This window comes from Aeromonas sp. QDB39 (assembly GCF_027707585.1).
Classification (GTDB): Bacteria; Pseudomonadota; Gammaproteobacteria; order Enterobacterales; family Aeromonadaceae; genus Aeromonas; species Aeromonas hydrophila.
In genome coordinates this window covers 106,359-121,841 of sequence record NZ_JAPCIV010000002.1, presented here as the reverse complement: position 1 = coordinate 121,841, position 15,483 = coordinate 106,359, and the positions used below count along the sequence as shown (strand labels likewise).

10 protein-coding genes and 1 tRNA gene are annotated in these 15,483 nt (G+C 61.5%); 7 read left to right on the top strand and 4 right to left on the bottom strand.

What is annotated here, in order from left to right:
- The first annotated feature begins 4 nt into the window (after positions 1-4).
- The 3 genes from PG899_RS01735 to yjjG all read left to right on the top strand — a co-directional run bounded on the left by PG899_RS01735 (position 5) and on the right by yjjG (position 2,440).
- A tRNA-Met gene (locus tag PG899_RS01735) sits at positions 5-81 on the top strand.
- Positions 82-254: 173 nt separating this feature from the next.
- Positions 255-1,751: a M17 family metallopeptidase gene (locus PG899_RS01730; RefSeq protein WP_190284248.1), complete on the top strand. Its 1,497-nt coding sequence runs from the start codon at positions 255-257 to the stop codon at positions 1,749-1,751.
- Between the two features lie 8 nt (positions 1,752-1,759).
- Entirely contained in the window at positions 1,760-2,440 is a 681-nt protein-coding gene (yjjG, locus tag PG899_RS01725; protein ID WP_190284249.1) for a pyrimidine 5'-nucleotidase, read from the top strand.
- 81 nt (positions 2,441-2,521) lie between these two features.
- Here yjjG and PG899_RS01720 read toward each other — a convergent pair whose 3' ends face one another.
- The 4 genes from PG899_RS01720 to elyC all read right to left on the bottom strand — a co-directional run bounded on the left by PG899_RS01720 (position 2,522) and on the right by elyC (position 7,776).
- On the bottom strand, positions 2,522-3,778 hold the full coding sequence (locus tag PG899_RS01720; protein WP_190284250.1) for a M20 family metallo-hydrolase: 1,257 nt from the start codon (positions 3,776-3,778) through the stop codon (positions 2,522-2,524).
- A 1,217-nt stretch (positions 3,779-4,995) separates the two neighbouring features.
- A complete protein-coding gene (pfkA, locus tag PG899_RS01715; protein ID WP_011706225.1) occupies positions 4,996-5,967 on the bottom strand; it encodes a 6-phosphofructokinase in 972 nt (323 codons plus the stop codon).
- Between the two features lie 147 nt (positions 5,968-6,114).
- Positions 6,115-6,870, bottom strand: a complete 756-nt coding sequence (gene tpiA, locus PG899_RS01710) for a triose-phosphate isomerase (protein ID WP_016350610.1) — start codon at positions 6,868-6,870, stop codon at positions 6,115-6,117.
- 135 nt (positions 6,871-7,005) lie between these two features.
- On the bottom strand, positions 7,006-7,776 hold the full coding sequence (gene elyC / locus PG899_RS01705) for an envelope biogenesis factor ElyC (RefSeq protein WP_190284320.1): 771 nt from the start codon (positions 7,774-7,776) through the stop codon (positions 7,006-7,008).
- A gap of 299 nt (positions 7,777-8,075) precedes the next feature.
- Here elyC and cmoM point away from each other — a divergent pair, with 299 nt between their 5' ends.
- The 4 genes from cmoM (at position 8,076) to mukB (ending at position 15,422) form a co-directional block, all read left to right on the top strand.
- Complete coding sequence (gene cmoM, locus PG899_RS01700; RefSeq protein ID WP_190284251.1) at positions 8,076-8,852, top strand: tRNA uridine 5-oxyacetic acid(34) methyltransferase CmoM; 777 nt, start codon at positions 8,076-8,078, stop codon at positions 8,850-8,852.
- Between the two features lie 77 nt (positions 8,853-8,929).
- Positions 8,930-10,249: a chromosome partition protein MukF gene (mukF, locus tag PG899_RS01695; protein ID WP_103826829.1), complete on the top strand. Its 1,320-nt coding sequence runs from the start codon at positions 8,930-8,932 to the stop codon at positions 10,247-10,249.
- Positions 10,230-10,967, top strand: a complete 738-nt coding sequence (mukE, locus tag PG899_RS01690) for a chromosome partition protein MukE (RefSeq protein WP_190284252.1) — start codon at positions 10,230-10,232, stop codon at positions 10,965-10,967. The genes mukF and mukE overlap by 20 nt, the downstream gene beginning before the upstream one ends.
- Before the next feature lie 27 nt (positions 10,968-10,994).
- The gene (mukB, locus tag PG899_RS01685; RefSeq protein ID WP_190284253.1) at positions 10,995-15,422 is read left to right on the top strand and encodes a chromosome partition protein MukB; all 4,428 of its coding nucleotides are present in this window, start codon (positions 10,995-10,997) and stop codon (positions 15,420-15,422) included.
- Positions 15,423-15,483 lie beyond the last annotated feature (61 nt).

The window sequence follows — 15,483 nt, the reverse complement described above, 5'->3', positions numbered from 1 at the left end:
CGGACGCGGGGTGGAGCAGCTCGGTAGCTCGTCGGGCTCATAACCCGAAGGTCGTCGGTTCAAATCCGGCCCCCGCAACCAACTTCCTTTCTCTATTACGCTAACCCTCCAGTTTTTAATCCAGCCGCCTTCGCGGTCTTTCTGCTTTGTGCCGCCTTCACGCTTGATATTGATTTTCAAGTGCAAATCTGGCTGTGACCCCGCTTTGTTGGGTATCATCACTGGTATCTCTTCATGGATGAGGGCCTTGCCCAATGATGCAACCATTTACCTATCTGCCGCCGCAGATCGACATTCACGACGCCGGCCTCGCTGCCGTCCTCACCAACGGCCTGGCCGCCAACCTGCTGATCTGCGCCGAAGATCGCCGCGAAAGCCTGCTGGCCCTGCCCGAGTTTGCCGCCGTCGGCGCCCAGATCGCGCTGGGGCAGAAAGCACCCTACAGCCTGGTGCTGCACAATACCCTGCAACTGCTGATCTTCCTGCCGGCACACCCGGCGCGCGATCATGCCCTCTACAAGCAGGTGCGCGGCTGGGTTGCGCCGCTGGCCGGGCTCAAGATCGAGCGGTTGGGGCTGCACCTGGAAGGCTTTGACGAGGCCGATACCACGCTGTTGGCCGAACTGGTGCTGGCCACCTTGCTGGCCGCCAACGTGCCGCTGCCCAGTCACAAGCATCGCAGCGAAGATCCCTGGCGCTACCAGCAGATTGCGGTGTCCCCCAATTGCGTGCTGGATCTGGCGCGGATCTATGCCGAGGCGGAGGGCAACGGTATGGCGCGCCATCTGGCGGTGTCGCCGGCCTCCGATCTGACCGCCCGCAGCTACCGGGAGTGGGTACGCCAGCTCGCCCAGAGCGAGGGTTGGCAGTGGCATGAATACGATCAGGCCCAGCTCGCCGAGCGGGGGGCTGGCGCCTTCATCGCGGTGGCGCGCGGCTCGGAAGACAACCAGGCCGCCATGGTCAAGTTGAGCTACTGCCCGCCCAATGCGGTGCGGCGGCTGGCACTGGTGGGCAAGGGGATCTGCCACGATTCGGGCGGCTACAACCTCAAGATCTCCGGCAGCATGTATGGCATGCACCTGGACATGGGGGGCAGCGCGGTGGCATTGGGGGCGCTCCACGCCATCAGTCGGGCCAGGTTGCCCTATGAGGTGCACTGCTGGCTCGCCATCGCCGAGAACCACATAGGCCCGCTCGCCTACCGGCCGGGGGAGGTGGTGACTGCCCTCAACGGCACCACCATCGAGGTGGTGGACACCGATGCCGAGGGGCGCATGGTGCTGGCGGATACCCTCTGCATGGCGGTGCAGGACAATCCGGATCTGCTGATCGACTACGCCACCCTGACCGGGGCCTGCAAACGGGCGCTCGGCAGTCGTTACAGCGGCGCCTTCACCAACCGCCCCCAGTGGCTGGGGGAGCTGATCAATCTTGGCCAGCGCAGCGGCGAGCGGATCTGGCCCTTCCCGCTGGATGAGGACTACGACGACAACCTCGATAGCGAGTGGGCCGATCTGTTACAGTGTGCGCCGGGTTCGTCGCCGGATCACATCGATGCAGCCCGCTTCCTCAGCCGCTTCGTCCCCGCCCAGACCCCCTGGCTGCACCTCGACTTGAGCGGTTTTCGCAACAAGGGCGGCAATGGCGTGGTCAGCAGCGAGGTGACCGGATTCGGGGTCAGATTGACACTGGATCTGCTGGCCGGCCCGCTGGGGCGGCGCAATGAATTTGATCAACCAGAACAGTAAGGGATCCCGTGAAAGTACCAAGTTATGACTGGGTGTTGTTCGATCTGGACGAAACACTGCTCGATTTCCCGGTCGCCCAGGCGCTGGAACAGACGCTGCACATTTACGGCGTGACGCCGACCCCGCCCAAGATGGCGGAGTACCATGCTCTCAACCACCGGCTCTGGCAGCAGTACAACTCCGGCGAGATTGATGCCACCCACCTGCAGCAGACCCGCTTCTCCCTGTTTGCCGAACAGGTGGACGTGGCGCCGATGGCGATGAACGATACCTTCCTGCAGCAGATCATCGCCCTGAGCATGCCATTGGAGGGGGTGGTGGAGACCCTGCAGGTGTTGAAGAGCAAGGTGAAGATGGGGATCATCACCAACGGTTTCAGCCTGCCGCAGCGCGGCCGCCTCGACAAGCTGGGCTGGAACGAGTGGTTCGAGCCGCTGGTGATCTCGGACGAGGTACAGGTGACCAAGCCGGCGGCGGCCATTTTCCAGCATGCCCTCGAGCTGATGCAGCGCCCGGATCCGGCGCGAGTGCTGATGGTGGGGGACAACCCCAAGACCGATATCGCCGGCGCCGCGGCGCAGGGGCTGGCAACCTGCTGGTACAACCCGGCTCGCCAGGATGGTCCGTGCGAGGCGACCCACGAGATCCACCACTTCGCCCACCTCTCGGCCATCGTGCTGGGACAGTAGATGCAACAGACCCCCTTGCCGTACAAGGGGTGAAACAAACAAGGCAGCCCGCGGGCTGCCTTGTTTGTTTCCGGCTGTTTGCTAGCGGCCGAGGCGGGCCAGCAGCCAGGACTCCAGCAGTGCCACGCCGGGGGCCAGCACGGCCTCGTCGAAGTCGAATTCCGGATGGTGATGAGGCGCCGCCAGATTGGCCCCCAGGATCAGATAGGCGGCCTGACCGCCGTTTCGCTGCACCCGCTCGATGAGAAAGCCCGCATCCTCGCTGGCGCCAAAGCGGCGAGTGTGGATGGTCTCCAGCTTGAGCGCCTGGGCGAGCGGGATGATCTCTTCGAGCAGGGCCGGACTGTTGTCGATGCCGATGGCTTCACCCTGCTTGCGGATGAGGTAGGTGGCGCCCTGCATCATGGCTGCCCCTTCCACCATCTGCTGCACCTGGCTGAACATGTAGTCGTTGAGGGCCGGCGTGGCGCCCCGGGTCTCCCCCTGCAACAGGGCATGACCCGGGATCACGTTGCGGCCGCTGCCACCATGGAGCTGGCCCACGTTGATGCGGGTCATGCCATCGCGGTGACGGGCGATGCCGAGCATGGCGGTGGTGGCCATGCAGGCCGCCGCCAGCGCATTGCTGCCGGCGTTGGGCTCAAGCCCCGCGTGGGCGGCACGCCCCATGAACTCCACGTCGAACTTGGTGGAGCAGAGAAACTCAGTGGGATTGACTACCAGCTCGCCGCTGTTGGCATGAATGCCGATGTGCAGCGCCAGCAGGGCATCCACGTCGTCGAGTTGGCCGCCGGCGGCCAGCGCCTTGCCGCCGCGACAGCCCTCTTCGGCGGGCTGGAAGAACAGCTTGATGCGGCCGTTCAGCCGATCGGCGAGGGCGGCGATCCGCTCGGCCAGCACCAGCCCGATGGCGGTATGGCCGTCATGGGCGCAGGCGTGCATCCAGCCGGCATTGCGCGAGTGCCACCCCTCCTGGCTGGGAGGATGCAGCTCATCCTGGCTCTCTTCGACCTCCACCGCATCGATGTCGAAGCGAAAGGCCAGGGTCGGGCCGGGACGGCCGCTGTCCCACAGCCCCATCACGCCCGTTATCTCTTCGATCCTGCCCAGCCAGTCTGGATGGGCACCCTGGCGCAGGGCTCGCTCCTTCTGGGCCTGCACGTCGATGTTGCGGCCCATGATGAGGTTGCTGGCCAGCAGCTTGTCGCCCAGCATGATGGAGAAACCGAGTTCACTGAGGTGGTGGGCGATGAGGGAGCTGGTACGAAATTCACACCAGGCCGCTTCGGGCAGACGATGAAGATCACGACGCCAATGGCTTAGCGCATCTTGTGTCATGGTAATTCCTGCATGGCGAATCCAGCGGACATTGTGACGGGCAGGGGGACAAGAGTAAATCCCGCAGACGCAAATGCAACAGGGGGAGCCACTGGCTCCCCCTGTTTACAGGCTACCTCTGGCAGGCAGCTGCAATTATGTTCGCTTGGTCGTACTAATGGCCGTATTTGTCGTTGTTTTCGATGAACTACAAAAAAATGACATTAAGCGGTGAATTAACCAGCGTGGCGATGCCTGTCGTTGCCCATCAGGATCATTGAGTGGGCAACTAACCGCCTCAAAGCTGTGACAGTGACGGCAGAGAGACGGCAACCAGAGTGAAAAACACAGTAAAAACTGCAGTAACCACAAACTCTTTCATATTTTTGTCTCCCTTGGCTGACTGTTGATGGAACCAAGATACCACAATTGTGCGGTAAAACAATAGTAAACTGCATTTATTGGTTGAGATGTGGCTTGTGGTCATTGAAAGCTTCATTTTTGCAATTTTAAGCTCACTTTATCATCTCGGTGGTCATTCTGTTCGATGGAGAGAAGTTGAATATTAAGTTATCTCAATTAAAACAATGTATTAGTTAATTTCATTACGATGCAGGCAATGGGTTTTATATGAGGCTTTTTTGTTTTTTTAAAATTATGTCGGCAAAAAATGACGATTTTTAGAGGAGAGTGATGACCCTGCCATGGTTTGGGCTGCTGTCAGCGTCATTTTCCGTCTCCAACATGTTTTTGTCGTAGTCGAACGGTTTTTCCCTGTCGTGACGCCATCTTCTGACATGTCTCTTCCTGTTTTTTTGCAAAATCCCCTCTGCTGATGGTGCTCTGTCGGCCCACTTTTCGTCTCTGTTCGGATCTTTTCCTGGCATGTTGGCTGCCCGATGGGGCGCCTACGGTCGGCAACGCCAAGGGACAGAGCAAAAGACAGAGCAAGAAGAGTGTGCAGAGAAGTCGTGCTGTTTGTTCTCGGCAGAAGCCGGACTGCAGAGGGCTGGGTACCGCGTTGCTGTGGTCCTGAATCGAAGCAATGCTGGTTGAACCGGTTAACGGGCCAAGTGGCCCGAAGAAGGGGGCGGGCAGGCGATAAACAGAGGAAGCGCTGCGAGGGGCGTAGGGATGGTTGTAACGAGGTGGTGTCATGGCACCAGGTGTGGCGAGCAGGGCCCAATGAAAAAGCCCTCCAGTGGAGGGCTTTTGTCACAGCAACCTGAAAGCGGAGCTTAGAACAGGGTGGTGGAGAGATCGTAGAGCTCCTGATCGAACGGGCGCTTGAGGTTCTCGATGCAGTCGATGATGTCGTGGTGCACCATCTCGTTGCGCTGGATGCCGACGCAGCGGCCACCGTGGCCGGCCAGCAGCTGCTCGACGGCGTAGGCGCCCATACGGCTGGACATGATGCGGTCACGCGCAGTGGGGGTACCGCCACGCTGGATGTGGCCCAGGATGGTGGCGCGGGTTTCGCGGCCGGTCAGGGCTTCGATGTCCTTGGCCAGGGCGTTCACGTCGGTGACGTGCTCACAGATGGTGATGATGGCGTGCTTCTTGCCCTTGGCTTCGCCTTCCTTGATCTGTTGCAGCAGCTTGTCCTTGTCGAACGCCACTTCCGGCACGATCACGTACTCGGCACCACCGGCAACGGCGGCGGACATGGCCAAATCACCGCAGTGACGGCCCATGATCTCGACCACGGAGATGCGATGGTGGGAGCTGCAGGTATCGCGCAGACGGTCGATGGCGTCTACCACCACGTTCAGCGCGGTATCAAAGCCGATGGTGAAGTCGGTACCGGCGATGTCGTTGTCGATGGTGCCCGGCAGACCGATGCAGGGGAAACCCTCTTCGGTCAGCTTCTTGGCACCCATGTAGGAGCCGTCACCACCGATCACCACCAGGGCGTCGATGCCGTGCTTTTTCAGATTTTCGATCGCTTCGGCGCGTACTTTCGGATCTTTGAAGGCGGGGAAACGGGCGGAGCCGAGGAAGGTACCACCACGGTTGACCACGTCGGAGACGCTGTGACGCTCCAGCTTGACGATACGGTCCTGGTGCAGACCGAGGTAGCCATCATAGATGCCGTAGACTTCCAGGCCATGATGCAGACCGGCGCGCACCACGGCGCGGATGGCTGCGTTCATACCCGGTGCGTCACCACCACTGGTCAAAACACCAATACGTTTGATTTGTTTGGTCATGAGTGCCTCTGGATCTGAGTTGTCGAATACGAAATGGTTGAATGAGACAAGCCACTTTTACTATATCGGCTTTCCTATGGGATGCGGCGGCTGCCATAGGAAAAGCGATATGCAGGAGGGGGCAAGCGCCCCCTCCATAGCAGCCGATTACTTGGCCGCGCCAGCGATGATCTGGGAGAAGTCGTCCACTTTCAGGGACGCACCACCCACCAGGCCGCCGTCGATGTCCGGCTGACCGAACAGGTCGGCAGCGGTAGCACCGGTGACGGAACCACCGTACAGGATCTGTACCTTGGCAGCCACGGCGGCGTCGAAGCCGGCCAGGTACTGACGGATGTGAGCGTGAACGGCCTGAGCGATTTCCGGGGTGGCAGTCTTGCCGGTACCGATGGCCCATACCGGCTCGTAAGCCACGACGGCGTTGTTGAAGGAGGCGATACCGCAACGGTCGATCACGGCTTTGAGCTGGGTTTCGACCACGGAGTTGGTGGTGCCGGCTTCGAACTGAGCCAGAGTCTCACCGATGCACAGCACGGGGATCAGGCCGCCTTTCTGGATGGCTTCGTACTTGGCAGCAACCACGTCGTCGGTCTCTGCGTGCAGGGTACGACGCTCGCTGTGGCCGACCAGGGAGTAGGTGCAACCGAAGGCTTTGAGCATGGACGGAGCGTTCTCGCCGGTGAAGGCGCCGGACTCGTGAACGTCGGCGTTCTGGGCACCGTAGGCAATCTTGCTGCCGGCGGTCAGTTGCTCAACCAGACCCAAAAAGATAACCGGCGGGCAGACGGCGACTTGCACAGAAGGATGAGCGGCAGCAGCCGGGGTCAGTCCTTTGATCAGAGCTTCGACGGAAGCTTTGGTGCCGTTCAGTTTCCAGTTACCCATTACCAGGTGCTGTCTCATCTTGTATATCTCCTAGGCATTTGATTGCGCGACATTATATGAATTGAACCGAGCCCAAGATAGCTGACCCGGCGGCAAATGACGTAATTTTTTTTCGCTTTCCTGATCCAAATCAGGAATGAAAGGCTCGATTGCTCAATCGTTAACCTGCCCTCGCAAACGGGCCCACCATACCCCAATCCATTCGTGAATGGCAGCCTCGGAATACATCAGATAGCGCCCTTTTGGCAGGTAGCTGTAGAGGGGCTGGGCCACCTGACTCTGCTTGGCGGTGTAGTCGGTGGGGGCAGCCACGGCGTTCAGTCCCTGACCCTGATAGAGCGCCATAGCACGCGGCAGATGGGTTGCCGAGCTCACCAGCGCCACCCGCTTGCCCTTGAGGTGGGCGCTGATGCTGACCGCCTCGTCGTGGGTGTCTTTGTTGTTTTCAAACAACGTCATCCGCGCGCGGGGAATGCCGAGACTCGCCGCCATGCGGGCATTGACCTCGGCGTTGGAGAGGGGATCTCCCGATACATAGCCTGAAAAAATCAGCTCCGCCTGCGGATAAGCCTGGGCCAGCCGTACCCCCTCCAGGGTACGGGCCAGCGCAATATTGTTCTGCCAGGAGCGCTCGGGCACCGCCGGGTCGCTGACATGGCCGTTACCGAGCACCACGATGGCCTCGATGTCGGGATGCTGGCTTGTCTCGAAGGGGGGAAAGGTCTGCTCCAGCCCGCGGGCCAGCTCGTAGCTCACCGGTCGCATCCCCATCAGGGTGACCAGCAGCAGCGAGAGGCTGGCCAGCAGCTTGCCGCTCTTTTGGAAACGGGTGAACCAGAGCAGCAAGAGCGCCAGCAACAGCAGGCTGAGGGAGAAGGGGAGCGGCATCAGCAGCTGGCCCAGCCACTTTTTGAGATCAAACAGGGTGTCCACGTGTTATTCCTTATATAACAATGCATTAAAAAATTATTAAGGATTTTGGCGCCCTTGTATAGGCGCCTCTTCCCAAGGCTGCATGGCGCCATCAAGGCACACAGGTTGTGCAGTGCCTGCCCGCACAACACCGCAAAGCGCGAAATGGGGGCAAAGTGGGCGCCAAACGATGTTTTTTCCATCACCTGGGGGAGTGTGCTTCGACTTGAGTTTTCAGCAAATTCGGGATGTGACAGAATACCCTCTTTTTCGTCAGGCCCGTTTCCCGTGGCCACAGAGTTGAGTTCGTCTTGAAGCAAGATCAAAGTTTTGACGGGCGCGCCGACAAGTTCGCCCGCAACATTTATGACTCCACCAAGGGGCGCATCCGCACCACAGTGGTATGGAGCGACATCGAAGCCTGCCTGGCCCGCCTGGGCAACCGGCCGCTGCGCATCCTGGATGCGGGGGGCGGCTTTGGCTATTTTGCCCAGAAGCTGGCAGCCATGGGCCATCAGGTGGAGTTGTGCGATCTGTCGGCGGAAATGCTGGCGCTGGCCCGCAGCCAGATCGCCGAAAAGGGGCTGGAAGACAGAATTCGTCTCATCCATTGTCCCATTCAGGATCTTAAAGCACACGTGACCGGTACCTTCGATCTGGTGCTCTGTCACGCGGTGCTGGAGTGGCTCGCCGAGCCGCGCCAGACCTTGCTCGGTCTGTTCCCTTTCGTCAATGCCGGGGGCATACTGTCGCTTCTTTTTTACAACCGTCACGGTCTGCTGTTCCAGAGCCTGGTGGTGGGCAATTTTGACTACGTGCGCCAGGGGCTCAACAAGAAGCGCCAGACTGCGCTGACCCCCACCAATCCCCAGCTGCCGGAGCAGGTCTACGACTGGGTTGGCCGGGGCGGGCTCAAGATCATCGGCAAGACCGGGGTGCGGGTGATCCACGACTACATGCGCCACAAGCAGGATCAGCGAGAAAAGTTCGAGGATCTGCTGGCCATGGAGCTGCAATATTGCCGGCAAGAGCCGTTTATCTCCCTGGGGCGCTATATCCACGTGATGGCGCAAAAACCCACCGGTTGAGGCCACCTTTTTTGATGCTACCGGATGTAGCCGCGCGCAAGGCTTTGCGCCCAATACAACAACGAGATGACAACATCATGATGAGTACATCCCGTACCCTGCCCGAAATGGTGGGATGGGTCAGGCAGGAGGGGTTGGCGCTGAGCCTGCCCACCGATCGGCTGGCCTTTCTGATTGCAATCAAGACGCTGTCCGAAGATGAATCGGATCTGTCTGAAGCGGCGCTGCACGATGCCTTTGGCTACGTCAGCAACGCCTTCGGCCAGATGGACGAGACCCTCACCGGTCGCGCCAACAACGCCATCAACGATCTCATTCGCCAGCAACTGCTGTCGCGCTTCAACACCGACATGGTGGCGGGGGAGAGCCTCTATCGCCTGTCGCGCCTTGGCATGAGCATCGTCGATTTCTTCATGGATCAGCGCCAGGTTGACTCCATCAAGCTCTCCATCCTGCTCGAACACCTGGCGGCCGAGCTCGACACCGCCCGCAAGGCGGCGCTCGAGACCAATACCCGCGAGCAGTGGGATGCCGAGGTGCTGCCACGGCTCACCTTCTCGCTGGAAGAGACCCTGGGGCGCATCGATCTCACCCAGCGCGCCATGGACGAGCAGCAAAATCAGGTCAAAAACGAGATTGCGGCCCTGCTGACCCAGAACTGGGTCGATGCCATTCACAGCTGCGAAAAACTGCTGCACGAGACCGGCCAGACCCTGCGCGAGTTGCAAGATACCCTGGACGCCGCCGGCCACCGCCTGCAGGCGGGGCTGCTCAACATTCAAGAAGCGGCGCAGGGGCGCGAGGATCTGTTCCACGTTGAGGAGCTGACCCACGCCCTGCAGGGGCGGCTGGATGTCATCACCAGCTGGGGCCAGCAGTGCATCGAGCTGTGGGCCCGCTATGACAGGCACGTCCACAAGTTCATCCGCAACGCCATCGACATGGACAAGAACCGCGCCTTCAGCCAGCGGCTGCGCGACTCCATCCGCAATTTCGAGCAGCACAACTGGTTGCTGCGAGTGGCCGAAGAGCCGCGCCTGCTGGAGCTGCGCGACGAGACCATCGCCATCCACGACGAGGAGGTGACCGGCGAGGTGCCGCTTGAGATGGAGTACATGGAGATGGTGGACATCAACCAGGAGCTGGCCGAGCGCATCGAGCGCTACCTGTCCCGCTACCCGGAGCAGGGCCAGCAGCTGGATCTCGCCGACGTGCTGCGCGAATACCTGCTGGATTACCCGGCCCATGCCCACTTCGACGTGGCGCGTCTTCTGATCGACCAGGCTGTGCGCCTGGGCCATGCCAGCGGCGAGCACCAGCTGCATCGTCAGCCCGCATGGAAACCCATTAACCAAGCTGGATCCAAGGTTCAGGCCTATGTCATTGATCAATACTGAGTTTCCCTTGCCGCTGCGGCTCGCAGAGGCGATTGCCAACCCCTTGTTTCCGCGCATCGACACCGCCTTGCGCTCCGGCCGCCACATCAGTGCCGACGAGTTCGAACAGCACTCGGCGCTGGTGGAGTACCACCAGGAGCTGGAGATCTTCTACGGCCGCTATCAGGTTGAACTGATCAAGGCGCCGGAAGGCTTCTTCTATCTGCGCCCGCGCCCGAGCGCCGACATCGGCACCACCGTCCTCTCCGAGCTCGACATGCTGGTGGGCAAGGTACTCTGTTACCTCTACCTGAGCCCGGATCGGCTCGCCTCGGAAGGGGTGTTCGCCATGGGCGAGCTGCAAGAAGAGGTGCTGAGCCTGGCTGACGAGAAGCAGCTGCTGCGGATGGTCAACAGCCGCTCTGGCGGCACCGATCTGGACAAGAAGAAGCTCTTGGAGAAGATCCGTACCTCCATGCGCCGCCTGCGCCGCCTTGGCATGATCACCGCCCTTGGCAACAGCGACAAATTCCGGGTCAACGAGTCGGTGTTCCGCTTTGCCGCCGACGTGCGCTCCGATGAGGATCCGCGCTCCGTCCAGCTGCGGATGATCCAGGAGGGCGAGGCCATCTTCCACGACGACGAAATGCCGAGCAGCGACTCGCTGTTTGAGGATATCGAAGCGGATCTCGATGAAGAGCAGCTTGAACTGGAGGTGGAAGATGACCTGCAGCGTTAAATCCAAGGCCCAGATGGAGGCAAAGTCGTGAGAGGCAAATTCAAATCCCTGACCATGGTCAACTGGAACGGCTTCTTCGCCCGCACCTTCGATCTAGACCAGCTGGTCACCACCCTGTCCGGCGGCAACGGCGCGGGCAAGTCCACCACCATGGCGGCCTTTATCGCGGCGCTCATTCCCGACCAGTCCCTGCTGCACTTCCGTAACACCACGGAAGCGGGCTCCTCCAGCGCCTCCCGCGACAAGGGGCTCTACGGCAAGCTGCAGCGCGGCCACTGTTATTCGCTGCTGGAGGTGATGAACAGCCGCGAGCAGCGGATCTGGGTCGGCGTTCACCTGGAGCAGGTGGCCAACCGTGACAACAAGGTCAACATCACCCCGTTTGCGCTGGTGGATGTGCCCGAGCAGTTGCAACCCACCGATCTGCTGCTGGAGAAGCTCGATGACGGCAAGGGCCGGGTACGTGCCTTCGCCGATCTGAAAGGGGCCGCCGCCGAGCTGGGGGCGCTGAAAGTCGCCAAGTTCAATACGGTGACCGACTATCACAACTTCATGTTCGAGTTCGGCATCACCCCGAAGAAGCTGCGTGATCAAAAGGATCGCGGCAAGTTCTATCGCCTGATCGAAGCCTCCCTCTATGGCGGCATCTCTTCGTCCATCAGCCGTTCCCTGCGTGAATACCTGCTGCCGGAGAACTCCGGGGTGCGCAAGGCGTTCCAGGACATGGAGGCGGCCATCTACGAGAACCGCCGCACCCTGGAAGCGATCAAGGAGACGCAAGGTCAGCGGGATCTGTTCAAGAACCTCATTACCGAGACCACCCACTATGTGGCGGCCGACTATGTGCGCAACGCCGCCGAGAAGAATCGCCTCTCCGAGCTGGCCCTCAAGGCCCGCCAGGAGCTGGCAGGCAAACGTCGCCTGCTGGCCGAGGAGAAGCAGCGCGCCATCTATCTGGCTGACGAGGTGGAGCAGCTCACCAACCGTGAGAAACTGCTGACTGACGAGCTGGAGTCTGCCGCCGAACACCTGGCCAAGGTGATGGCCGCCGTCAGCTTGCAAAAGAAGATCGAGATGTACCGCGCCGATCTGGCGGAGCTGATGGACAAGCTGGAGCAACAGCAGGCGATCGTGGAAGAGATCCACGGCCAGCTGCTGGAGGTGGAAGAGCGCAAGGAGCTGGCGCAGGCAGAAGTCGACAGCCTCAAGACCCAGCTGGCCGACTACCAGCAGGCGCTCGATATCCAGCAGACCCGCGCCATCCAGTACCGCCAGGCGGTGCAGGCGCTGGAGACTGCCCGCGAGCAGTGCGAGCTGCCGGGGCTGACCGCCGAACAGGCGAGCGACACCCTGCACCAGTTCCGCGCCGCCGAGCAGAGCCTTACCAGCCGGGTGCTGGGGGCCGAGCAACAGCTGGCGCTGGCCAAGGCGGCGGTGGCCGAGCATGAAGCGGCGCTGGCGCTGCTTTTGAGCATCGCCCCCGAGACAGTGCGCGAGGCCGCCTGGCCTACCGCGCAGGCGCTGCTCAAGCGTCATATCGAAGACAAGGCCCGCATCGCCCAGGGGCAGGGGCTGCGCGCCGCGCTGGCTCGCCTCGAGAAAGAGAGCGAAAGTCAGCAGGCGCTGCTGCGCTTGCGTGACGAGCTGCAGCAGGCCTCCGGCCAGCTGATCGCGAGCCAGGACGAGCTGGAGATCTTCCTCGAAGCCCAGCGCACCCGTCAGGATGAGTTGGCCGAGCAGCAGGCGGAAGTGAACCAGCGCCGCGCCAGCCTCGAGCATCAGGGCACCCAGCTGGGCCGTGATATTGCGGAGCTCACCAAGCTGGCGCCGCGCTGGCTGAAATCCTTTGAAAAGCTCGAGCAGTTGCGCGAGCAGAGCGGCTTGCCGCTCACCACCGCCGAAGAACTTTCTTCCGGCATGCAGACAGTGCTCGACAAGGAGCGCGAGTTCGAGCAGGAGAGCAACCGCATCGCGGCGCAGAAACAGGCGCTGGAGCTGCAAATTCGCAACCTGCAACTGGGGGCCGGCGAGGCTGATCCGCGCCTGGCTCGCATCGCCGAGCAGGTGGGGGGCGTGCTGCTCTCCGATGTCTATGACGATATCTCCATCGACGATGCCCCTTACTACTCCGCGCTTTACGGCCCGGCTCGCAGCGCCCTGGTGGTGCTCGACCTCGAAGGGGCCATCGAACGGCTGAAAAAGCTGGAAGATTGCCCGGAGGATATCTACCTCATCCAGGGCAACCCCGACTCCTTTGACGAGGATCTGGTGGAAGCGGACGAGCTGGGGGATGCCGTGCTGGTGCGCACCAGCAAGCGTCAGGTGCGCTTCTCCCGCTACCCCGAGCTGCCGCTGTTTGGTCGTGCCGCCCGGGAAAAACGGATCGAGCAGCTCGACCTTGAGCGCGAAGGGCTCATCGAGGGTTACGCCAAGGCCGCCTTCGAGCAGCAGAAGTATCACCGTCTCTACGGGCATTTTCGCGACTTTATCGGCCAGCATCTGGATATCGCCTTCCGCCCCGACCCCGAAGCGGAAGTGCAGGCCAAACAGGCTGAACTGCGCACGCTGCAAGGAACCATCAGCGAGTGCGACAAACAGCTGAGTGATGCCAAAGCGGCCGCCGCCCAGCTGACCCGCCATATCCAGCTGGTGCAGGGGATGCTGCCCTTTGCCCACCTGTTTGCCGAGACTGATCTGGCGGCCCGCCTCGAGGCGGCTCACGCCGACGTTGAGGCCCTTAAAACAGCCGAGGCCTTTATCGCCAAACACGGCAAGGCGCTCGAGAAGCTGGAAACCATGGTGCAGGTGCTGCGTCAGGATCCGCAGGATCTTGCCGCGCTGCAGGCTGCCTATGATGAGGTGAGCGACCTGCTGGCCGAGCAGAAGCGCCGTTGCTACGCCCTCGATCAGCTGGTGGCCCGCCTGCCGCACTTTGCCTATCAGGATGCGCAAGACCTGCTGGGCAAAGCGTCCGAGATGAGCGAGCGACTCAAAGAGAAGCTCAAGGCGGCCGAGCTTGCCGCCCGCACCGCTGGCGAGCAGCACAAGCAGATTGCCCAGCGCCACACCGAGGCGCTACAACTGCGCACCGCCCTCAACTCCAGCGTCGAGGCCAAGCGCCAGACCCTGACCGAGTTCGAGCAGGAGCTGGCGGCCATGGGGCTGACGCTGTCTGACGACATGGAAGAGAAGGCGCGCGCCCACAAGAAAGAGATTGAAGAGCTGCTGATCCGCACCCGTTCCCGTCGCACCAGCGCCGAGGCCCAGTTGCAGGTAACCAAGCGCGAGATCGAATCCCTCGGTGGTCGTCTCAAGCTGGAAGGGAAGGATTACTACGGCGCCCGTAAATCGCTGGTGGGTCACAAGGCGAGCTGGTCGCGGGTGGTGCGGCTGGCGCGAGAGACCGACGTCGAGAAGCGTTTAAATAAGCGCGAGCTGGCGTACCTCGACAGCGACGAACTGCGTTCCATGTCGGACAAGGCCCTCGGCGCCCTGCGGGTGGCGGTGGCCCACGACGAGGCCCTGCGCGATGCGCTGCGACTGTCGGAAGGCAACCGCAGCACCGAGCAGAAGGTGGCCTTCTACGTGCAGGTCTACCGTTACCTCAAGGATCGCATCCGCAACGACATCATCCGCTCCGATGATCCGGTCGAAGCGATCGAGGAGATGGAGATCGAGCTGGCCCGTCTGGCCGACGAGCTCAAGCAGCGGGAAACCCATCTGTCGCTCTCCTCCCACGAGGTGGCGGCCAAGATCACCAACATCATCCGCCGCGAGCAGAACCGCATCCGGGTGCTCAACCAGGGCTTGCAGAACATCGCCTTCGGTCTGGTGCGCGGGGTACGCCTCAACGTCAATATCCGCGAGGCCCACACCCGTCTGCTGACGGCGCTGGCCGACCAAACCGCCATGCACAACGATCTGTTCGCCGACAAGGAGCTCAGCTTCTCCGAGGCGATGGCCAAGCTGTTCCAGCGCCTCAACCCGCAAGTGGAGCAGGGGGATCGCAGCTATCAGGTGATGGGCGACGTGCTGCTCGACTATCGCAACTACCTGGAGCTCGAGATCGAGGTGCAGCGCGGTGCCGATGGCTGGCTGCGGGCCGAGAGCGGCGCGCTCTCCACCGGCGAGGCGATCGGTACCGGTCAGGCCATCCTGCTGATGGTGCTGATCAGCTGGGAGGAGGAGTCCCGCCGTCTGCGCGGCAAGGACATCGCCCCCTGCCGCCTCTTGTTCCTCGACGAAGCGGCCCGTCTGGATGGCAAATCCATCGCCACCCTGTTCGAGCTGTGCGAGCGGCAGGATATGCAGCTGCTTATCGCCGCGCCCGAGAACATCAGCCCCGAGAAGGGCACCACCTACAAGCTCATCCGCAAGGTACAGGGCAAGCACGAGCACGTGCATGTGGTGGGGCTGCGCGGCTTTGGCTTTAGCGATGACAAGCTCATCGCCTGACAGAGGCTGACGGACGAGGTATGAAAACGGGAGGCTTGGCCTCCCGTTTTGTTTGGAAACT